Annotated in this window: 18 protein-coding genes; 14 read left to right on the top strand and 4 right to left on the bottom strand. The window is 56.5% G+C overall.

Features of this window, described 5'->3' with window-relative positions; all coding sequences use genetic code 11:
* Positions 1–121: 121 nt before the first annotated feature.
* The 3 genes from rho (at position 122) to ACZ5CE_RS03925 (ending at position 3726) form a co-directional block, all read left to right on the top strand.
* Complete coding sequence (rho, locus tag ACZ5CE_RS03935) at positions 122–1381, top strand: transcription termination factor Rho (RefSeq protein WP_464576437.1); 1260 nt, start codon at positions 122–124, stop codon at positions 1379–1381.
* A gap of 278 nt (positions 1382–1659) precedes the next feature.
* On the top strand, positions 1660–1884 hold the full coding sequence (rpmE, locus tag ACZ5CE_RS03930) for a 50S ribosomal protein L31 (RefSeq protein WP_464576436.1): 225 nt from the start codon (positions 1660–1662) through the stop codon (positions 1882–1884).
* 348 nt (positions 1885–2232) lie between these two features.
* A complete protein-coding gene (locus ACZ5CE_RS03925; RefSeq protein WP_464576434.1) occupies positions 2233–3726 on the top strand; it encodes a M48 family metalloprotease in 1494 nt (497 codons plus the stop codon).
* Positions 3727–3791: 65 nt separating this feature from the next.
* Here the strand turns inward: ACZ5CE_RS03925 and ACZ5CE_RS03920 are convergent, their stop codons facing one another.
* Together ACZ5CE_RS03920 and ACZ5CE_RS03915 are read right to left on the bottom strand one after the other, a co-directional pair.
* The gene (locus ACZ5CE_RS03920) at positions 3792–4451 is read right to left on the bottom strand and encodes a glycerophosphodiester phosphodiesterase (RefSeq protein ID WP_464576432.1); all 660 of its coding nucleotides are present in this window, start codon (positions 4449–4451) and stop codon (positions 3792–3794) included.
* Between the two features lie 105 nt (positions 4452–4556).
* The gene (locus tag ACZ5CE_RS03915) at positions 4557–5387 is read right to left on the bottom strand and encodes an alpha/beta hydrolase (RefSeq protein WP_464576430.1); all 831 of its coding nucleotides are present in this window, start codon (positions 5385–5387) and stop codon (positions 4557–4559) included.
* Positions 5388–5461: 74 nt separating this feature from the next.
* Here ACZ5CE_RS03915 and ppa point away from each other — a divergent pair, with 74 nt between their 5' ends.
* From ppa to ACZ5CE_RS03900, 3 genes are all read left to right on the top strand, one after another.
* Complete coding sequence (ppa, locus tag ACZ5CE_RS03910; RefSeq protein ID WP_464576429.1) at positions 5462–6010, top strand: inorganic diphosphatase; 549 nt, start codon at positions 5462–5464, stop codon at positions 6008–6010.
* A gap of 93 nt (positions 6011–6103) precedes the next feature.
* A complete protein-coding gene (locus ACZ5CE_RS03905) occupies positions 6104–6709 on the top strand; it encodes a GNAT family N-acetyltransferase (RefSeq protein WP_464576427.1) in 606 nt (201 codons plus the stop codon).
* Between the two features lie 157 nt (positions 6710–6866).
* A complete protein-coding gene (locus tag ACZ5CE_RS03900; protein ID WP_464576425.1) occupies positions 6867–7616 on the top strand; it encodes an intradiol ring-cleavage dioxygenase in 750 nt (249 codons plus the stop codon).
* A gap of 30 nt (positions 7617–7646) precedes the next feature.
* On the opposite strand, the gene lon is transcribed toward ACZ5CE_RS03900, so the two are convergent.
* Positions 7647–10031 (bottom strand): endopeptidase La, encoded by a 2385-nt coding sequence (gene lon, locus ACZ5CE_RS03895; protein WP_464576423.1) that lies wholly within the window; start codon positions 10029–10031, stop codon positions 7647–7649.
* A gap of 297 nt (positions 10032–10328) precedes the next feature.
* On the opposite strand from lon, the gene ACZ5CE_RS03890 reads away from it, so the two are divergent.
* The 8 genes from ACZ5CE_RS03890 (at position 10329) to ACZ5CE_RS03855 (ending at position 20601) form a co-directional block, all read left to right on the top strand.
* Positions 10329–10700 (top strand): hypothetical protein, encoded by a 372-nt coding sequence (locus tag ACZ5CE_RS03890; RefSeq protein ID WP_464576422.1) that lies wholly within the window; start codon positions 10329–10331, stop codon positions 10698–10700.
* Between the two features lie 31 nt (positions 10701–10731).
* Positions 10732–11085 carry a cupin domain-containing protein gene (locus tag ACZ5CE_RS03885; RefSeq protein WP_464577417.1) on the top strand — a complete coding sequence of 118 codons (354 nt, stop codon included), beginning with the start codon at positions 10732–10734 and terminating at the stop codon, positions 11083–11085.
* 127 nt (positions 11086–11212) lie between these two features.
* Complete coding sequence (gene chrA, locus ACZ5CE_RS03880) at positions 11213–12598, top strand: chromate efflux transporter (protein WP_464576420.1); 1386 nt, start codon at positions 11213–11215, stop codon at positions 12596–12598.
* 17 nt (positions 12599–12615) lie between these two features.
* Positions 12616–13545, top strand: a complete 930-nt coding sequence (locus tag ACZ5CE_RS03875; protein ID WP_464576419.1) for a DUF1259 domain-containing protein — start codon at positions 12616–12618, stop codon at positions 13543–13545.
* Positions 13546–13703: 158 nt separating this feature from the next.
* Entirely contained in the window at positions 13704–14162 is a 459-nt protein-coding gene (locus ACZ5CE_RS03870) for a hypothetical protein (protein ID WP_464576417.1), read from the top strand.
* Positions 14163–14375: 213 nt separating this feature from the next.
* Positions 14376–15818, top strand: a complete 1443-nt coding sequence (locus ACZ5CE_RS03865) for a TolC family protein (protein WP_464576415.1) — start codon at positions 14376–14378, stop codon at positions 15816–15818.
* Entirely contained in the window at positions 15811–17370 is a 1560-nt protein-coding gene (locus tag ACZ5CE_RS03860) for an efflux RND transporter periplasmic adaptor subunit (RefSeq protein ID WP_464576414.1), read from the top strand. Before ACZ5CE_RS03865 ends, ACZ5CE_RS03860 begins: the two co-directional genes overlap by 8 nt.
* Before the next feature lie 54 nt (positions 17371–17424).
* Complete coding sequence (locus tag ACZ5CE_RS03855; RefSeq protein WP_464576413.1) at positions 17425–20601, top strand: efflux RND transporter permease subunit; 3177 nt, start codon at positions 17425–17427, stop codon at positions 20599–20601.
* Between the two features lie 3 nt (positions 20602–20604).
* Here ACZ5CE_RS03855 and ACZ5CE_RS03850 read toward each other — a convergent pair whose 3' ends face one another.
* Positions 20605–21573, bottom strand: a complete 969-nt coding sequence (locus tag ACZ5CE_RS03850; RefSeq protein WP_464576412.1) for a GlxA family transcriptional regulator — start codon at positions 21571–21573, stop codon at positions 20605–20607.
* Positions 21574–21633: the final 60 nt, after the last annotated feature.

Below are 21633 nucleotides of genomic sequence, written 5' to 3'. Positions count from 1 at the left end.
CTTATTTAAAGCAAAGCGGAACCAAGTCAGGTTAACCGCTTCTAAATCTAGTTACGCCCCGTCAGCATTTCCCAACGCTCCAGACGCTCTACGCCTGTTTACTCCTTCGCGGGTTCCACTCATGCACTTATCCGACCTCAAGAACTTTCACGTCACCGAACTGGTGGAGATGGCTATCGCCAACGAAATAGACGGAGCCAACCGCCTGCGAAAACAGGATTTGATCTTCGCCTTGCTGAAAAATCAGGCACGCAAAGGCGAGAGCATTTTTGGAGAAGGCACTCTGGAAGTATTGCAGGACGGTTTTGGCTTCCTGCGCTCTCCGGATACCTCCTATCTCGCGGGCCCTGACGACATCTATGTTTCCCCCAGCCAGATCAGGCGCTTCAATCTGCACACCGGGGATTCCATAGAAGGCGAAATTCGAACCCCGAAGGACGGGGAGCGCTACTTTGCGCTGGTCAAGGTGGACAAAGTCAATAACGAACCACCCGAGCATTCCAAGCACAAAATACTCTTTGAAAATCTCACCCCCCTCTTCCCCACGCAGCGCCTGCTCCTTGAGCGCGATATCAAAGCTGAAGAAAATGTGACCAGCCGCATTATCGACCTCATCGCGCCCATCGGAAAAGGACAGCGCGCCCTGTTGGTGGCAAGCCCCAAATCCGGAAAAACGGTGATGCTTCAGCATATCGCGCATGCAATTGCCGCCAACCATCCGGATGTCATTTTGATGGTATTGCTGATAGACGAGCGTCCTGAAGAGGTGACCGAAATGATCCGCTCGGTCAGGGGTGAAGTGGTCTCATCCACTTTCGATGAGCCCGCGGTGCGGCACGTGCAGGTGGCCGACATGGTGATCGAAAAAGCCAAGCGCCTCGTGGAGCACAAGAAGGACGTGGTGATATTGCTGGACTCCATCACCCGCCTTGCGCGCGCCTACAATACCGTGGTGCCCGCATCCGGGAAAGTGCTTACCGGCGGGGTCGACGCCAATGCGCTGCAACGGCCAAAACGGTTTTTCGGCGCTGCCCGCAACATTGAAGAAGGCGGTTCCCTGACTATCATCGCCACAGCGCTGGTCGATACCGGCTCGCGCATGGATGATGTCATCTATGAGGAATTCAAGGGCACCGGCAACATGGAAATCCACCTCGACCGGCGCATGGCGGAAAAACGGACCTATCCCGCCATCAACGTCAACCGCTCCGGCACCCGAAAAGAGGAACTGCTTATCAAGCCAGATGTCCTGCAAAAAATCTGGGTGCTGCGCAAACTGCTCTATCCCATGGATGACATGGATGCAATGGAATTCCTGCTCGACAAAATCAAGGCCACCAAAAATAACGCGGATTTCTTCGATTCAATGCGCCGGGTATAAGCATACTTCCGACGCGCCACGCATTTCAGGGTGGAAGGCTGAAATAACCCGCGTACCCCACGGCTCGATCACTTTTGTCAAAAAGAAAGTGCGAGCCGCCCCGGCCCCGTAATGCAGGTTACTGCCTACCTTCCACTTACCGTCGCCGGTATTATCTCGACACGCAATCCAGCTTCTGAACATACTGTTGTAACCTATCCCTTACTAGTGGATAATATGCGGTTTTCGCTGGCGGCCCTATCCGGTATCGCTTGAACAGGAGCAAGGAGAATAAAGTCATGAAATCAGGAATTCATCCAAATTATCAGGAAATTACCGTGACATGCAGTTGCGGCAACACCTTCCAGACGCGGTCCACCATGGGCAAGCCACTGCACATCGAAGTGTGTTCGGTTTGCCATCCGTTCTATACCGGAAAGCAAAAAATCGTGGACACAGCGGGACGGGTGGAGAAATTCCGTCAAAAATACGGCAAGAAGGCCGAAAAGCAGGCAGCAGTTTAAGAAAGATAAGAAAGAACTTGTCTGTATGTTTTAAAGGCAGCCACTGGCTGCCTTTTTTATTGGCGAATCATTGCTGCTGCCAGGGTCGGTTAACACTTGCTTCGCACCCACGACGGTGACAGACATGAAACGCGCATTAACCTGAATCCGGCAATTGGACAGGGTCGAGTGTGATTTTTGGAGTGCAGGGCAAGGCACAACTCCTTGGAATGGCTATTCCATTCCAAGGAGTTGCAACGTAGCCCCGTGCCGCAAAAATCGCGCAATCCGTCCCTGTAGCGAATCTACCATACAAGTGGATGTCGCGTACCGCGAAAAATCTTTATGGGTCATCGATCTAAACCGGAAATGAGCGGTCAACTGCCGGATCTGGGATTAACCCTTCTCTCCGGACTGGCCTGCCTGCTGCTGGCCGCCTGCGCGGTCAATCCGGTTACCGGAAACAGGAATTTTACCCTGTTGTCGGAAGCGGACGAGACGCGCAAAGGGCAGCAGGCGGCTGTAGAGATAGGCAAGACGTATGAAGTATATAACGACCTGCCCGCATTGCAGGCTTATGTCGATGAAATCGGGCAGAAGCTGGCCAAAAACAGCCATAGACCCAAGCTAGCCTATCATTTCACCGTTGTCGACAGCCCTGAGGTGAATGCGTTTGCTCTGCCTGGAGGCTACATCTACGTAACCCGCGGCATCCTGGCATATCTCAACTCTGAAGCCGAGCTTGCCGCCGTGCTGGGGCATGAAATCGGCCATGTCACGGCGCGGCACAGCGTCCAGCAATACAGCGCTGCAACCGCCACCAACGTCGCCACCACCGTTGGGGGGATCGCCGCGTCAGTATTCCTCCCGCAACTCGGGGGGCAACTGGCCCAGGGCATTCAAAGCCTTCTGGGGTTTGGCGGCGACGTTCTGCTTTCAGGCTATGGGCGCAGCCACGAACTGGAGGCGGATCGTCTCGGCGCCGAATATCTGGCGCGAAGCGGTTACGATCCACAAGCTATGATAAGGGTCATCGCCGTGCTCAAGAACCAGGAGCTGTTCGACATCGAGGTCGCACGGGAGGAAGGGCGGGAGCCACGGCGATATCACGGTCTGTTTGCCTCTCATCCAGATAACGATACACGGCTGCAGGAGGTGATCGCCGAAGCACAGCAGTATACGAAGTCCGGCGTGGCGGATGACCGGCGCGAGGAGTTCCTGCGCCGCACCCAGGGGATGATTTTCGGCGATTCGGCCAAGCATGGGATCGTAAGGGGAAATACCTTTCAGCATGGGGAAATGGGGTTCACGCTGTCATTTCCTCCCGAATGGCGCATTCAGAACCAGCCCCAGGAAGTCGTGGCGACCAGTCCCGACGGAAAAGCGCTAATGGCCTTGAGCCTTCTCGACAAGGCCCGCGGTTCGCCTGCTGATCTTGCGCGGGAACGTCTCCGGCTCGATTCCGCCGTGCAGATATTATCGATGACCAGCAATGGCCTGCCTACCGCGATCCTGAATTCGTCGCCAGAATGGGGTGGAAAGCCATTCAAGGCAGGTGTCATCTATCTCGGGGATAACGCATACCTTCTTGCGGGCAGGGGCGATTCTTCCGAGGCATTCGATCGTCACCGGGAAGAAATTTCCGGGACTATCGAAAGCTTTCGCGCACTTTCGGATAGGGAGAAAAAATCGATCAAACCCCTGGAGATCAAAACCATCAGGGTCACCAGGGGCACGACCTATGGCAGCCTTGCAGCGAAGTCCCCTTTGAGAAGCCACGCGGAAAATTACTTGCGCCTGCTCAACGGGCATTATCCCGCCGGAGAGCCGGTGCCCGGTCAGGTTATCAAGGTCGTTGAATAAGGGAGTCCCTGAACCTGGCATGGTGCGCGTCCTCTGCCTATGATGGCAGTCCCGCCATGCCGGGATCAGCCATATTGCGCCAATTGGGGATAATCGGTTATGACTCCATCCACGCCCAGTTCCCGGCAAATATCATGCTCCACTTTCGTTACCGGGCCAAAAACGAAATTGCGAAAACCATTGGCGGCGGTCTCTTTCAAGAGATTTTCATCCATCACCTCGTAATCCCAGACGATGTGATTGATCCTGGGATTATCGCTATGGTTGAGGTCTGCCAGCAGCGAATCGAGAGTCTGGGGCCGATGCGCAACCAGTAATCCGCAATTGACCTTGAGGGACGATGCGCAGATGCCCACCAGGTCATGGCGAAAAGAAGTGACCACAATGCGATGGGTTTCATGATGTTTCTCCAGTATCCGGATGACCAGGGGCAGCGCCACTGCCGCCTTGACCTCGATGTTCCATAGCACATTGCGAAAATGCTCCAACGCTTCATCCAGGGTCGGCACTTCGTGGCCCATCACCTGCTCCAGCTCGCCGCGCGTAAGCTCCGCTACCGGATATCCGCCCACGACGCGGTCATGGACCAGTACCGGCGCGTAGTCTTTACTGAGACGGACGTCGGTTTCGATCCCGCTCACCCCCATGTTCACCGCTGCCTCGAAAGCGCCAAATGTATTTTCAGGAAAGGCGGCATGGTAGCCGCGATGTGCCAGGATCAGCATGATATGTTCCCAGGATCAAAATTCAGCAGTGCTTGAGGAGCAAGGGAGCTAGCAAGCTCTTTTATTTTTCCTTCCATCTTGCCCGCCTGCGGTAAGCCGCCTTCGTTATTTATACGTTGCCAGGCTTCGCGCCATGAACTCCGATAATGCGCGCATCCAGGCTTCCCGCATGAAAATGAACCCATCGTTATGACCACCTTCCAGTTCAATGAATTCCCTGGGTTCCGGCGCGGCCTCATACAGCGCCTGGCCATGTGCGAAAGGAACGATTTCATCCTGTGGGCTGTGCGCGATGAGCACCAGACAGACAACCGACCGCAAGTATTCGAGCGTATTGTAATTGAAGCGGGAAAGCAGGCGTACTGGCAGAAAAGGATATATTTTTTCCGCCATATCAGGCAAGGAAGTGAAGGCCGAAGCCAGAACCAGCAATCCCGGCCGTTCGTGCGCTGCAAGCCATGCGGCAACCGCGCCGCCGAGGGATTCGCCGAATAATGCAATATGGTCCGGCTGGATGCCCTTTTCTTCTACGAGATAATTCCACGCTGCTTCGGCATCGGCGTACGTGCCGGGTTCCGAAGGAGTACCGCTGCTTTGGCCATAGCCGCGATAATCGAAAATAAATGTCTGATACCCCAGCCTGTGGAACATCGATAGGTAGTCGATCCGGTGCGATATATTCCCCGCGTTGCCATGGAAGAACAGCACTGTCCCTCTTGCGGCCTGCACGGGCACAAACCAGCCATGAAGCGAGAGACCATCTTTCGTCCGGAGAGTCACTGATTCATAGGGTAATTCCAGTTGTTCGGGCGTCGCAATGAAATCTCCTCCGGTTTGCGGAAAATAGACCAGATGCGATTGGGCAAAAAACAGGAATGCCGCCAGCAGGGCATAAGCGCTTGCAATCATGATAGCCAGGCCGAGCAGCATGCGCATCGAAAGTGAGAGCAGGTCCAGGACTTGTAAGTATAATAATCGCTGTCCGATATGAATATGACACTGGAACAGACATGAATCTCGACAGAGTAACTTCCGGCCGCGACGTACCCAACGATTTCAACGTCATCGTGGAAATACCGATGAATGCCGATCCGATAAAATATGAAGTCGACAAGGAAACCGGCGCCATGTTCGTCGACCGGTTCATGGCCACTTCGATGCACTACCCTTGCAATTATGGCTATATTCCCCATACCCTGTCGAAGGACGGCGACCCGGTCGATGTCCTGGTCATTTCACCGGTGCCCCTGATTTCCGGGGTGGTGGTGCGCTGCAGGGCTCTCGGGATGCTGAAAATGACCGATGAGGCCGGTGAGGATGCCAAGGTATTGGCAGTTCCTATCGACAAGCTGTGCGGTCTCTATCGCAAGAAAAAATCCTATGACGATTTTCCCGAACTGATCCTCTCGCAAATAGCCCATTTCTTCGCTCACTACAAGGATCTGGAAATGGGCAAATGGGTAAAAATAACCGGCTGGGTCGGCATCAAGGACGCCAAGGCGGAAATCATGGGAGGAGTCAAACGCTACAACTCGGCAAAAAAGAAACCGATGTTCTGATCGCCACGGCAGCATGGCGCAAACGCGCGGCCCATCGAGGCGTGAAATCCGTGGATCGGCAGCCCGATTCCCAGTGCAATAAACAAGCGATAAATGGCCTGGCTTGAACGCATCATACTGGCGGGGGAACTGGTAACCCTCTATCCTCTCGAAAGGGACCACATCGAGCCCTTGAAGACTGCCGTGGCCGACGGGGAATTGTGGAAGCTCTGGTTTGCCAGTGTTCCTTCCCCGCAGCGGATGGAAAGCTATGTGAATGGCGCCATCGATGAAGCAAAAAAAGGGAATGCGGCATTTGCCGTTTCTCTCAATAAAACAGGTACGATTGTTGGTACCACGCGCTTCTACAACGTGGATGAAGCAAATAAAAGACCGATGCTGGGCTACACCTGGTATGCAAAGTCCGCTTGTAAAACCGGCGTAAATACTGAAAGTAAACTGCTTTTGCTCCGGTATGCCTTCGAGCAGAAGGACGCGATAGCGGTGGAGTTCAGGACGCACTATTTCAACCAGGTTTCCAGGGCTGCCATCGAAAGGCTGGGGGCCAAACAGGATGGCATTTTGCGCAACCACCAAAGGATGCCCGATGGTTCGATTCGGGACACGGTGGTGTATTCGATACTTCAGCATGAATGGCCGGCGGTCAGAAGCCATTTATTGAGCAGGCTCGCCAGCAACAGGGATATCGGGGGAGGATAGCCCGATTTTCAATGCCAGTCGTGGGCTGCGTGGCGCATCCGTCGGCGCCTGGAAAAGGAACTTCAAAAGCTGGCGCCCTCCAATCTGTTGCAATCTGTTATTGACCCATCACCCATCGCGGTTTGAAGCAATCTGGAAACGGAAGCATGGAGAAATCATGAGCAATGACGAACCTCTCGAAGGGAGCATGAGCCGGCGCCGGATGCTTGCCCTGCTCGGACTGACTGGAATGAATATGCTCGCCGGCTATTCGCCTCCTGTTCTGGCGAGCAGGGAAACCAGGGGAAGCACGCTGGGATGCATTGTTACACCCCAGCAAACGGAGGGTCCTTATTTCGTTGACGAACGCTTGCGGCGTGCCGACATCCGTTCCGATCCTTCCGACGGATCAGTGAAAGAAGGTCTGCCGCTCACCCTGGAGATCGGTGTGTTCGGCGTGGGTGCCGTGGACAGGTCCGCCTGCAAGCCTCTCTCGGGCGCCATGGTGGATATCTGGCAATGCGACGCACAGGGTATTTATTCCGACGTCGTGGATGAGGGATTCAATACCGTCGGCAGGAAATTCCTTCGCGGATACCAGGTAACGGACGCGGAGGGCTGGGTCCGGTTTGTCACGATTTACCCGGGCTGGTATCCCGGCAGGACGCCTCATATTCATTTCAAGATTCGAACCGGCCCGGGATATGCGCAAACTCATGAGTTTACCTCCCAGTTTTACTTCGATGACAAAACTTCTGATTCCGTGTTCGCACGGCAACCCTATGCCCGCCGGACAGAGCGGCGGCCACGGACAAGAAATGAAGATGATGGCATCTTCCGGCGCGGCGGAAGCCAGCTCATCCTTGCCCTTGCCGAAACGCAGACCGGCTATTCCGCGCGATTCGACGTCGGTCTCGACATGAAATGAATCCGAAAAGATGAGCGTCGGGCAGGCCGGTCAGGCGAGCTTGAATTCCGAACCCGTGCGAGCGGAAATCCGCTGCCCGATTGCTGCCTCGATCGCATCGTCCACGGTTTCAAGAAAAACGAATTCCAAAGTAGCCTGGGTGGCTTCAGGCACCTCGTGCAGATCTTTCCGGTTCCGCGCGGGCAATAGCACCTTGCGAAGACCGGCGCGTTGCGCAGCCAGCACTTTTTCCTTGATTCCACCGACGGGCAGCACCAGTCCACGCAAACTGATCTCGCCAGTCATCGCTACGTCGTGATGCACCGGCCGATCGGCAAAAAGCGACGCAAGCGCGACAAACATCGCTACGCCCGCGCTGGGACCATCTTTCGGAATAGCACCTGCGGGCACGTGCACATGCAGGTCTATCCCCTCGAAAGCCACGGGAGGAATGCGCAAATCATCCGCCCGGCCCTTGACCAGCGTCAGCGCCGCCTGCGCGCTTTCCTTCATCACGCCGCCCAGTTGTCCGGTCAGGATCAGCCGTCCGGTACCGCGGACTCGCGTCGCTTCGATGAAGAGAATGTCCCCTCCCACGGGGGTCCACGCAAGGCCGGTCGCCACCCCCGGCAGACTCGCCCGCAGTCCCGTTTCATGCTCGAACTTCGCAGGGCCGAGAATGGCTTCGAGATCCTCGTCATCCACATTTACCTGCAGGCGCTCGCCATCCGCGATGCGCATTGCTGCATGCCGCATGACACGTCCGATCTCGCGTTCCAGCTGCCTTACTCCAGCCTCACGGGTATAATTCGCGATGATGCCGTTTATTGCCCCGGCCGAGATGGTGCACTGTTCTTCCTTGAGTCCATTGGCTTCACGCTGGCGGCCTAGCAGATAGCGCAATGCGATCTGCAGCTTTTCCTCCCGGGTATATCCCGGCAGGTCGATGATCTCCATGCGGTCGCGTACCGGCGGCGGCACATTATCGATGACATTCGCAGTGGCGATAAAAACGACCCGGCTCAGGTCGAATGGCACGCCCAGGTAATTGTCCCTGAATGTCGAATTCTGCTCCGGATCGAGCACCTCGAGCAGCGCGGCCGAGGGGTCGCCATGAAGGCTCGCGGACATCTTGTCGACCTCGTCTAGCATCATCACGCAATTTCGCGCGCCTGCCTTGCGCAGGCTCTGCACGATGTTTCCCGGCATCGCACCGATGTAGGTGCGCCGGTGCCCGCGCATTTCGGCCTCATCGTGAACCCCGCCCAGCGACACGCGCACGAACGGGCGTTGCAGCGCCCGTGCGATGCTCTGACCCAGAGATGTCTTGCCGACGCCGGGCGGCCCGACGAAACAAAGGATGGGCGCCCTCCCCTGCGGTCTCAGTTTTTGCACGGCGAGAAACTCGACAATGCGCTGTTTGACGCGCTCAAGCCCGAAATGATCGGCATCGAGGATTGCACGTGCCGCCTTCAGGTCTATCGGCACGTCTTCCGGCAGCCGCCAGGGCAACTCCGCCATCCACTCCAGGTAAGTGTGAAGCATGGAATACTCGCTCGAAGCAGGCGGCATGCGTTGCAGCCGCTGCAATTCCTTGCGGGCCTGGGCTTCGATTTCGTCAGGCATGCCAGCCTCACCGATCGCTTGACTCAACTGCTCTATTTCCTGATCGTCGCTATCGGACTCGCCCAATTCCTTCTGTATCGTCTTGAGTTGCTCACGCAGCAAAAACTTGCGTTCGCGATCTTCCAGGTTCTCCTTGGTGCGCGCACCAATCTCCTGCGACAACCGGAGCACCTCGATGCGCCGGGAAAGGATCTCCAGTACTTTTTTCAACCGCTCTTCCGCGCCGATCGTTTCGAGCAGCATCTGCTTCTCGCTCACCTCGGTATCCAGCAGGCTGGCTACGATGTCCGCCAGTTGCGAGGGCGCCCTGGTAGCCTGCAGCGCATGCGCAAGCTCTGCTGGCACGCCCGGCAGCAATGAGAGGATTTCCACCGTGCGCTCGCGCAATTGCATCCCGAGCGCCTCGGCTTCCGTGGATACCTCGGCCGGGTCGCCGATACGCCGGATGCGGGCCGCAAGAAATGGATAACCTCCAACCGGTTCCTCGATGCCAAATCTTTCCACGCCCTGGCAAACCGCGTGGCGCAGGCCATTTGCGGAACTGAGATACCGGACGATGTTGACTACGGTGCCCATGCCGAACAATGCGTCGAGATCCGGATCGTCGATAGCAGGATCCCTTTGCAGAACTATCCCGATCTGGGCGCTCGAATCCAGTGCGTACTCCACCGCGGCAATGGATTTCGCGCGGCCCACCGTGATGGGCATCAGCACATGCGGAAACAACACCACGTTGCGCATGGGGACGAGGGCGATCACATCAGGGGGCAATACGAGCTTGGCTGCGACGAGCTGGCTAGATTGTTCCATGCCATTCCTCTTGGAAAGCGCTGAATCTGGTTGACAGACCGGCCGGGAAGCCTCTAATCGCCCGACCTCGTTGCATGGCGTTGCGCATCGCGCCAGTGCCGCCGTCCGCGAAACGGACGCGGGACAGGGCCGCGCAGAAAGGATCTCTTTTTTCAGTCTAGCACGAGCAGTGCGTACTTCAATCGACTTCGTGCCACCGCTATTCGTTTACGTTTCATCCAGGCCGATATAGTCCCATAGTCCCGCCTTCAACCGGGAAATATGCCGACATTGTGCGGCGCGTATGGATTGACTACAATGAATTCACGCAGCCATTTCTCCGGCGCCAACTTTCACGGCAAACTTCTCGCAGAGAATCAAGTGAGCAGATACCTGGTACAACTCGACTTCATTTCCTTCATCAAGTTCAGCTCGCTGTCGTTCTGTTGCGCCAACACATTATTTTCTCCCTTGAATGCCTTCTATACGTTCCAGAGCGGCGGTATGGGCAAGGCGCTACTCGTGCTTCTCCTGGCGCCGTTTGCCGGCCTGCTGCTGGGCGTGTTCTTTGGCGTGCTCGCGTTTCCCCTTTATACTTTTCTGACCACCCGCAGCCAGTTTCTTGCAGCGCTTTCCGGCAGGTTCAAGGAAGTGCCGCGCGAAACGGAGCAAGCGGCCGGGGATGAATAGCCATTAGGGCTTGGAGGATTTTCCTGTGAAGATGAAAGCAACGGTCGAAGAAGTCGTTTCCCGTATTCCCGGTCCCGCGACGCCGGAATGGCCCATGGGCGAGCCCTTTGCCGTAGCGCTGGCGCATGGGAGCATGTCGGTCGAGTATTACGCTCCGAAAGGCCACGATCCGCAAACACCGCATGAACAGGATGAAATTTATTTCATCCATCGAGGAACAGGCGAGCTCGTAATCGATGGCGACCGTTATCCATTCAAGGCAGGCGATTGCCTGTTCGTTGCGGCCAATATCGCACATCACTTCGAAAATTTCTCCGGCGACTTCGGAACGTGGGTCGTCTTCTGGGGACCGAAGGGCGGAGAGGAGAATGGTGAAAAGGCATGATGCCGCACTTGCCTTTTTTACCGGAATAATTAGCATTGGCTGTCACCGGGGATTTAGCAGCCTCCCCATTCAAGACGCTTAGCGTCCAAGGCCTGCTCCATCTTGGTTTTAACCTGGAGGAGAGCACATGGACGTACCAGGCGAAGGCGATACCGTAGTCAATTCAGATATTTCCCCTCCCGTTACGCTCGCACAAGCCGCTTTATACTGGCTGAAGCTCGGATTCATAAGTTTTGGCGGTCCAGCGGGCCAGATTGCGATCATGCATCACGATCTGGTCGAAAAAAAACGCTGGATTTCAGAAAACCGCTTTCTGCATGCCTTGAATTATTGCATGGTCCTGCCCGGCCCTGAAGCGCAGCAGCTCGCTACCTATATCGGCTGGCTCATGCATCGCGCTTCCGGCGGCCTTCTCGCAGGCATGCTCTTCGTATTGCCGTCTTTTTTCATTCTGGTGGGGCTTACGTGGGTTTACATGGCTTATGGCTCGGTTCCCGCGGTTGCCGGCATGCTGTATGGCTTCAAGCCCGCTGTAGTAGCCATTGTTCTATTCGCCGCCTACCGGATAGGGTCTCGCGTCCTGAAAAATGCCGTCACCTGGGGTATTGCCGGACTGGCATTCCTCGCCATCTTTGTTTTTGAATTACCGTTTCCCGTTATCGTGCTGGCCGCAGGCCTGATTGGGTATTTGGCCGGGCGCATCGCGCCGCACCATTCCAAAACAGCAGACGGACAGGATGCTGCGGAAAAAAAACCGGGGAGTGCATGGATTGGCGACCATACACCGATACCACCGCATGCTTTATTCAGCAAGGCAAAGTTTATTCACGTAGCGGCCACAGGGCTTGCCATCTGGGGAATCGTCATGGGCGGCCTTTTCCTCGGCTTTGGCTGGGATAGCACATTCACCCGAATTGGCTGGTTCTTCACCAAGGCTGCCTTGCTTACTTTCGGTGGAGCCTATGCTGTTTTACCGTACATTTATCAAGGTGCGGTAGAGCATTACCAGTGGCTCACGCCGATCCAGATGATTGATGGGCTCGCCCTGGGCGAAACCACGCCCGGCCCTCTCATCATGGTGGTTACGTTCGTCGGTTTTGTAAGCGGTTGGACTAAGGCGCTATTCGGTCCGGACGCATTATTCGTATCGGCTTTTATCGCCTCCACTATCGCCACTTTTTTTACATTTTTGCCGAGTTTTGTTTTCATTCTTCTCGGTGGTCCTTTTATCGAAACCACGCATGGCAATCTGAAACTGACATCCCCGCTTACCGGGATTACCGCCGCGGTAGTAGGGATTATCGCCAATCTCGCCTTATTTTTCGCTTACCATGTTTTCCGGCCATCCGGGGCCGCCAGTGTAGATTGGCTTTCCGTCTTGCTTGCCGCTATCGCAATGATTGCTTTATTCCGCTTCAAGGTTGGAGTCATTCCAGTCATTCTGGGCTGCGGCATCATCGGTATGGTGCTGATGCAGTTCGCTCCTTCCATGATTATTTCCAACCTGGTTTAGCCAGAAGAGGAATCGCCATGCTCTATTCTTCGGTTATCAAGCACGCTCTTGTTAGCGCTGCATGGGGGTTTATCATCGCGACCGCCCATGCAGCGGATACTTCGGCCACTTTCAATACGGCAGAGATCGAAAGATTAACGGGGCTGAAGGGAACATATTCCAAAGAAGAGAATGTTCTCAAGGTATCGCAGCCGCGTACGGACGTAAATATACAAGTGGATAAGTGGCCGATGCCGCCATTCATGGGCTTGACTTCATGGGCTGCTTTTACTGTCTCTGCCACGGATGGGCGGGTGGTGATGATGGGCGATACCGTGCTGTTCGAAGATGAAGTGAACCCGGTCATGAGCACTGCTTTTGAAGCGGGATTGGAAATCACCGCCTTGCATAACCATTTTTTCTATGACGAACCCAAGGTGTATTTCATGCACATCGGTGGCATGGGAAGCGCCGCGGAACTTGCAATAGGCGTCAGGAAGATTTATGACAAGATGGCTGAGATTCGCGCTGCACAGCCTATGCCCTCATCCCGGTTTCCCAAGGCTACCCCGCCGGAGAACAAGATTTCCGCTCAGCCTCTGGAACAAATCCTGAGCATGAAAGGAACCTCAAAGGATGGCATGTTCAAGGTCACGATTGGCCGTCCTGCCACCGTCCATGGCGTCTCGATCGGAAAGGAAATGGGTATAAATACATGGGCAGCGTTTGCGGGTACGGACAGCGGGGCAGTGGTCGATGGAGATTTCGCCATGCTTGCCGATGAAATGCAGGCTGTCTTGAGAACGATGCGGGCGGGCGGCATGAATATTGTGGCGATTCATCAACATATGGCGCATGACAACCCGCATTATTTTTTCATGCACTACTGGGGCAAGGGCGACGCGAAGGAGTTGGCAAAAACGATCAAAAAAGCATTGGATGCACAGAGGATGAACAATCCTCAGTGACACAATCGCAAGCTCAACCCCGGCGGGCGCCTTGCTCGCCAGCGGACTGCCGAGCACACATTTGATTGCTTGTTCAGCTTTGAAGATTGCGTTCCCACCCTGATTATCCTGCAGGAAAACCTGAGCAAATCCTGCTCAGCGCAACGTCTTCGGATAACGTGCCTGCAGCCGCGCTGCAATCACGCAAGGCATCCGAAAAACAAATATTGGCAGCACCCTTTATAGGGGTATACAATTTCGGCGTCATGAACATGCACCGCCATATCAATTCGATCATGCTCTTATTGCTCATCAGCATGATGACCAACGCCTTTGGCTGGGCGTTCAATGGCGAGGTATTTGCCCATGAGCTCGATCATGAGCATCATTTGCTTTCCCTGGATCCCACCGCCCATCTCGAAGCGCACCAGCGTGCCACCAGCAATGACGAGGGGCATATGGATGCCGCCACGCACCTTTGCCTCCATGCGGCGGGGCAGTATCAACCCTTTTTCTTCATTTCTCCTCCGCTCGTCCCGGCGGTGGTGGGTGCGGAATCGCCAATTGCATTTCTTTCTGTCATCGTCCCCGAGTCCATTCCGGATTCGCCTCTTCATCCCCCTAAAGCATCCTTGTGAATCGATCGGTGGGTTGCGCTGGAAGCATCTGGCAGCATCCGGATCGTCCTGTCCACCTGAGCTTCATCCAAGCTGCCTGAACTAGCGGGCTTCGTTCCTTGCGCCAACCTGCCGCGTTGTACTGACGTACAGCGCTATCCTTGCCTTGCTCTTTGCGCAATCGCAGCCGCCCGGCTGCAGATGGGATGACGCACCACCTTCGCGGAGGATTTTATGAGCTTTAGCGCATTGTTCACGGTATTGCGGCTTTCGGTGCCGATGGGATTACTTGCCCTCGCGCCCGGCTGCATGCCTTCGGCACTTGCGGAAAACAGTTTTTCGGGGGCGGTAACCGACACATATGGCAGCCACCCGGACTATTCAAGCCCGCCCCTGCTTCAGGAGCAGAAAGAGCTCACCTTGCGGGATGCAGCTCTCCTGGCGCTGCAACGCAATCCTGAACTAGCCGCCTTTGAAAAGGAAAAACGTGCGCTCAAGGGTGCGACCTTGCAGGCGGGTCTGCTGCCAAACCCCGAATTATCGATGAACGTTGAGAATATCGGAAATGTTCAACCGCTTACAGGCGATATTAACTCTCAGAAGTCGGTTGCGCAGGAAGTGGTCCAGCAAATGAGCACTATCCGTATCTATCAGTTGATCGAACTCGGCGGAAAACGTGCTGCGCGAGTCGCGGCGGCGTCTCTGGGCGAGGAACTGGCTGCCCGGGATTACGAAATCAGGCGCGTGGAGCTCATCGCCCGGGTGGCAAACGTTTTTACGGAGGTGCTTGCCGGACAGGAACAACTGCGCCTCGCCGAAGAAAGCCAGGACCTGGCGCAACGGGTAGTGAATTCCGTTGCAAAACGTGTCCAGGCAGGAAAAGTTCCTCCCATCGAGGAGACACGGGTCGGCGTGGCGCTTTCCACCACGAGGATTGCGCTGGTGCAGGCGCAACGCGAGCTGGAATCCGCGCGCAAGCGCCTGGCATTGCTATGGGGTAATGCTTCGCCCAAATTCGGCAGGGTATTGGGTGATCTTGAATCATCCGTTATCCTGCCGCGCTTCGAAGAACTGGTGGAACGCGCGCTCGCCAGCCCCATGGCGCTGCGCTCCATGAAGAACATAGAACAGCGTAAAGCGCTGCTGGATGTGGAGCAAACGAAGCGCATCCCTAACCTCACGGTTCAAGCGGGCGCCGTTCATCATGCTGCGCTCGGGGGCACTACCCCTGTCGCTGCCGTGATAGTGCCGCTGCCATTGTTCGACCGCAATCAGGGCAATATCCTGCAAGCCCGTCAGCGGGTAGACAAAGCCGTCGACGAGCAGGCAGCCACCGAGTTGCGGCTTAAAACAGAGCTTACCCAGGCTTACGAAGCGCTTTCGGCGGCGATGAATGAAATCTCCATGCTGCGCGATGAAATCCTGCCGGGCGCAACCAGCGCGTTTGAGGTCACTACCAGGGGTTACGAACTGGGACGGTTCGGATTTCTGGAAATGCTCGACACGCAACGCACCCTATTCCAGAACCGGGTCTTATACGTACGCGCCCTTGCCAACTACCAGCGCCTGGTCAATGAAATCGAGCGCCTGATCGCGGGACCGGTCGGCGGCGCCCCAGGCGCGACAGCATTTAATAACGGCAGCCCGGGTACGGTCTCGAGGAGCGATCATGAATAGGAAGCAAATCATCCCGATCGGCATCGTTATCGCTATCGGAGTCATATTGGGTGGATTGATCCTCGCGTGGGACAAGCCGGGGGAAACCCGTGAAAATCACGCGGAATCACAGGAATCGTCGCAGGCTCACCCGGATGAGCATGGCCTTCATGGTCATGAGAAAGAAGGGGCGGTCTCCGGGAAAAATACCGGGAATGAGCCCCGCAGGGGGCCGAAGGGAGGAAAACTTTTTACCGGGGATGGATTCGGGGTGGAAGTGACCATCTTCGAAAAAGGAGTGCCGCCAGAATTGCGTCTTTACCTTTACAAAGACGGCAGGCCGCTGCCTCCTTCGGCTGCCAGCGTAACCGTTACCCTGTCGCGGCTCGGCGCGCCGGCGCAAGTTTTTAATTTCGAGCCTCAGGCCGACTTCCTGCTTGGCGATCAGATCGTGGAAGAACCGCATTCATTCGATATGGCCATTGCGGCCGAGTATGGCGACAAGACTTACCGCTGGGGCCATAGCCAGGTCGAAGCGCGGGTCGCGATGCAGGACCAACTGATCGAGCGCGCAGGAATTGAACTGCGCACCGCGGGACCCGGCGTTATCAGGCCCACACTCAAGGTCCCAGGCGAAATCGTATTCGACGAGCATACCATCGTGCAAGTCGTGCCCCGCCTGCCAGGTATCGTCACCGCGGTGTATCGCCACCATGGTCAGCACGTAAAGAAAGGTGAGGTGCTTGCAGTCATCGAAAGCCAAGTGCTGGCTGACTTGCGCGCGCAATTCCTGACAGCGCGGAAACGGATAGTATTGGCGCGGATTACCTACGAGCGCGAGAAGCAATTATGGGAAGAGAAGATTTCGGCCAAACAGGATTATCTCGCGGCACAGCAAGCCCTGGCCGAAGCCGGGATCGCCTCGGATCTCGCGCTAGCCAAACTGCATACACTCGGCATACCATCCGAAGCGATCAACCAGAGGGCTAATCTTGCCCGATACGACATCCGGGCCCCTATTTCCGGACTCATCACTGCCAAAGCCATAGCCCAGGGCCAGACACTCAAGGAAGATGCGGCCATCTTCACCATAGCCGACGTATCGGAAGTGTGGGCGCAAATCACAGTTTACGCGAAAGACCTGGAAGTGGTCAGGACCGGGGAAACCGCCACCATCAGATCCACCGCAACCGGCGCCGAAGGTGAAGGCGTCATTTCCTATATCAGCGCGCTGATCGGCGTCCAGACCCGCACCGCCACCGCCCGGGTCGTGCTGGATAACAGGGAAGGCCATTGGCTTCCGGGCATGTTCGTCACGGCCGAGCTGATAACGGAAGAAATCGAAGTGCCAATCGCCGTCACCGCGGATGCCATCCAGACCCTGAACGACCACTCGGTGGTATTCGGCCGATACGGGGAACACTTCGAAGCGCGTCCGCTCAAATTGGGCCGCAGCGACGGACGGATGATCGAAGTGCTCGGTGGACTCGCGGCGGGGGAACAATATGCCGCAGGCAATAGTTTCGCCATCAAAGCCGAACTAGGTAAAGCCGGCGCTTCCCATGACCATTGAGCGGGACCGCCAGCCATCTTCAAACCATAGGAAAACTGGATAAACCATTGCGCCATGATTGAACGTATCCTACGTATATCCATACACCGAAGCGGTTTTGTCCTGGGTGCGGTGCTGGCTATGGCGGCGCTTGGCGTGTACAACTACCAGAAGCTGCCTATCGATGCCGTGCCGGACATTACCAATGTTCAGGTGCAGATCAACACCCAGGCGCCCGGCTACTCACCCGTCGAGGCGGAGCAACGCATCACTTTTCCCATAGAGACGGTCATGGCCGGACTCCCCCATCTCTACTATACCCGCTCCCTTTCGCGGTATGGACTGTCGCAGGTAACGATCATTTTCGATGATGATACCGACATTTATTTTGCGCGCGAACTGGTGAATCAGCGTATTCAGGAGGCCAGGGCCAACCTGCCCCCCGGAATCGTGCCCGTGATGGGCCCCATTTCCACTGGTCTGGGGGAAATTGTGATGTGGACTGTCGATGCGGACGAGGATGCGCTGAAACCGGACGGCACGGCGTATGCCACGACCGATTTGCGCGAAATCCAGGACTGGATCATCAGGCCGCAATTGCGCATGGTGAAAGGGGTCACCGAGGTCAATGCCATCGGCGGCTTCGTCAAGCAGTTTCACGTCGAACCCTATCCGGAAAAATTGCTCTCTTTCGGCCTGACACTGCAGGATGTCGTTCTTGCCCTGGAACGGAACAATCTCAATGTAGGCGCAGGCTATATCGAAAAAAGCGGAGAACAATACCTGGTGCGCGTTCCCGGCCAGGTGGCAACGCTGGATGAAATTGCCGACGTCATTCTGGGAAGCCGCCAGGGCGTGCCGATACGCATCCGGGACGTTGCCGATGTGATTATCGGCAAGGAACTGCGCAATGGGGCCGCAACCGAAAATGGCAAGGAAGTGGTGCTGGCCACCGCGCATATGCTCATTGGCGAGAATAGCCGCGTCGTCTCGCGCGCAATAATCCAGAAACTGGAGGATATCAACCGAAACCTGCCCCAGGGCGTAGTCGCGACGCCTGTTTACGATCGCACCGTCCTGGTGGACAGGTCCATACGAACGGTCTCCACCAACCTGCTCGAGGGCGCCATCCTGGTAATCGCGGTATTGTTCCTGTTCCTGGGAAATATGCGCGCGGCATTTATCGCCGCGCTCGTCATTCCGCTGTCGATGCTGTTCACTTTTACCGGGATGGTTGCAAACCATGTCAGTGCCAACCTGATGAGTCTAGGCGCGCTGGATTTCGGCATCATCGTGGATGGCGCCATCGTGATCATCGAAAACAGTGTCCGGCGATTGGCCCACGAACAGAAAAGGCTGGGCCGGACACTCACCGCCGCAGAACGCTTCCAGATGGTTTTCGACGCATCCCGGGAGGCGCGAAGGGTGCTCATCTACGGCGAACTCATCATCATGGTCGTCTACCTGCCGATCTTCGCACTTTCGGGAGTGGAAGGAAAAATGTTCCACCCCATGGCATTTACCGTCGTCATTGCCCTGCTGGGCGCAATGATACTCTCCGTCACCTTCGTTCCCGCGGCGATCGCCCTCTTTCTCTCCGGCAAGGTGGCGGAAAAGGAGAACATGGCGATGACATGGGCGAGGAAGGCCTATGCGCCCGCTTTCGATGCCGCCATGCGCAACCAGGCCCTGACGGTCACGCTCGCCATGGTGATCATGTCCCTGTCCGCCCTGCTGGCCACCCGGATGGGCAGCGAATTCGTGCCCAGCCTCAACGAGGGAGATATCGCGCTCCATGCCATTCGCATTGTCGGCACCAGCCTCACCACGTCCATCGAAATGCAGAACGAGGTGGAAAAAAAGATCAAGGCGTTTCCCGAGGTGGACAGGACCTTTTCCAAAATCGGCGTGGCGCAGATTGCAACCGACCCGATGCCCCCCAGTGTCTCGGATATCTTCGTCATCCTCAAGCCGGAATCGGAATGGCCGGGAACGCATCATACCAAGGCGGACCTGGTATCCGCGATGGAAAAGGCAGTGCGGCAGATACCGGGCAACAATTACGAGTTTACCCAGCCGATACAGATGCGCTTCAATGAGCTGCTTTCCGGCGTACGCGCGGATGTCGCGGTGAAAGTATTTGGCGACGACATGGACATCTTGCTCGCCGTGGGAGAGCAGATCGAAAAAGTGCTGGATATGGTACCAGGGGCGGCGGATGTGCGAACCGAGCAGATCAGCGGATTGCCCGTTTTGTCGGTTCGGATGGACCGCGCGAAAATGGCGCGGTATGGCCTGAACGCAATCGATGTCCAGGATGCCGTCACCATTGGGGTCGGAGGGAGAAGCACCGGCATCGTCTATGACGGCGATCGCCGCTTCGACCTGCAGGTACGCCTGCCGGAGCCCCTGCGCAGCGATATCGAGGTTCTCAAGCGCTTGCCGATCAAGCTGCCCGATTCCGCCGCGGGCGCGGCCTCCGGCTCTGCTGGCGCCTTCGGCTATATCATGCTGGGTGAAGTAGCCAACCTGGAAGTAGCCCAGGGCCCCAATCAGGTGAGCCGCGAAAATGGCAAGCGCAGGGTGGTGGTCACCGCCAACGTGCGCGGACGGGATCTCGGCTCCTTCGTGAGCGATGCGGAAACGCGAATCGCCGGAAAAGTGCAGATTCCTTCGGGATACTGGATAACGTGGGGAGGCCAATTCGAGCAGCTCATTTCGGCCGCCGAGCGTCTCCGCATCATCGTCCCCATCGCTTTCGGGCTGATTCTGGTGCTGCTCTACACCATGTTCGGAAATTTCCGGGATGGATTGCTCATGTTTACCGGTGTCCCGTTCGCCCTCAGCGGTGGGGTTTGGGCATTATGGCTGCGCGATATTCCCCTTTCCATTTCAGCAGGCGTAGGGTTCATCGCCCTGTCGGGTGTCGCGGTACTGAACGGTCTGGTCATGCTGGCCTTTATCCGCGATCTCCGGAAGAAGGGTCTTGCCCTCGACGACGCCATTCAAACCGGCACGCTCACACGGCTGCGGCCGGTGCTGATGACCGCACTCGTAGCGGCCATCGGCTTCATCCCCATGGCGCTCGCCACAAGCACCGGGGCAGAGGTGCAAAGGCCGCTGGCAACGGTAGTGATTGGAGGAATTCTATCGTCCACGGCTCTGACGCTGCTCGTCCTGCCGGTGCTGTACCGCCTGGCTCACGTCGGGGACGATTCCAGCAAAGAGACCGAGACCGGGCTTACCCGGTGATGGTCAGGATGAGATGCGCAGTTGCCTCACCGTCCTGCCGATCTTATGGCGCAGCAATGTGCGCAGCGTCGTTCCATCCGAGTATCCGACCCGGGCAGCAATCGCATCGACGCTCTCGCCACTCGTCCTCAGGAAATGTACGGCGCGTTCGATACGGATATCCTGGAAGTATGCGAGGGGGGTTTTCCCCATTATGCTCCGTATACGCCGGGAGAGCGTCCTCTCGCTTGTTCCCACAGCCTTGGCCGCGTCGCCGAGCGAAAAACCCTGCGCCAGGTTCAGGCGGGCCCATTGCTCAAACCGTTCTACCAATGGATCGACGTGAGCGAGATAGGCTGGAACAGAAAAAATAGATTGTGACGAGCGAGATTCCATCAGCAGGAAACGGGCTGCCAGGGCAGCAAGGGCCGGGCTGCTTTGCCGGATAAACCACAGGGCGAGGTCGATGTGCGCAAGCGCTGCCCCCGCGGTGACAAACCCTCCGGAATTGATCACTATGCGCGAGTCCTCAAGCGCAACCAGGGGAAAACGTTTCCGGAACAGCGGTGCAAGCCACCATGAAGTGGTAGCGCTTCGCCCGTCGAGAAGAGCGCTGTCGGCCAAAACAAACGTTCCGGTGCAGGCAGCGCCGAGCAGAACACCGCCATCAGCCCATAGGCGTAACAACTTCCCCGCATCGGCCACATCCGGGCGCTGAAGCGCTTCCTGCAGCGCATCGGGCGTTTTTGACCCAAGCGCAGGGATTATCACAACATCCGGATCTCCGCTGCGCGCTGCGGAAACGACGGGCACCGATAATCCCTGGCTGGTACGCACGACGCGGCGTACGCCGATAACGGTGACTTCGAAGCCCGCGGAAGAGAAATCCGCCGGGCCGGAACGCGCGAGGTCATTCGCCACGCTGAAGGTATCGAGCAGCGTGGACAGGCCGGTGTCGAAAAGACTCTCGAGAGCGAGCACGTGGATACGCATGGCGAGAATTATATCAAATTTGTCTGACTTGCCACTTCCCAAAACTTCGATCCATCTCTA

The sequence above is a fragment of the Nitrosospira sp. TNL200 genome (assembly GCF_055386305.1).
Note: the sequence above shows the minus strand (reverse complement) of the source record. Positions and strands in the feature narration are given on the sequence as shown.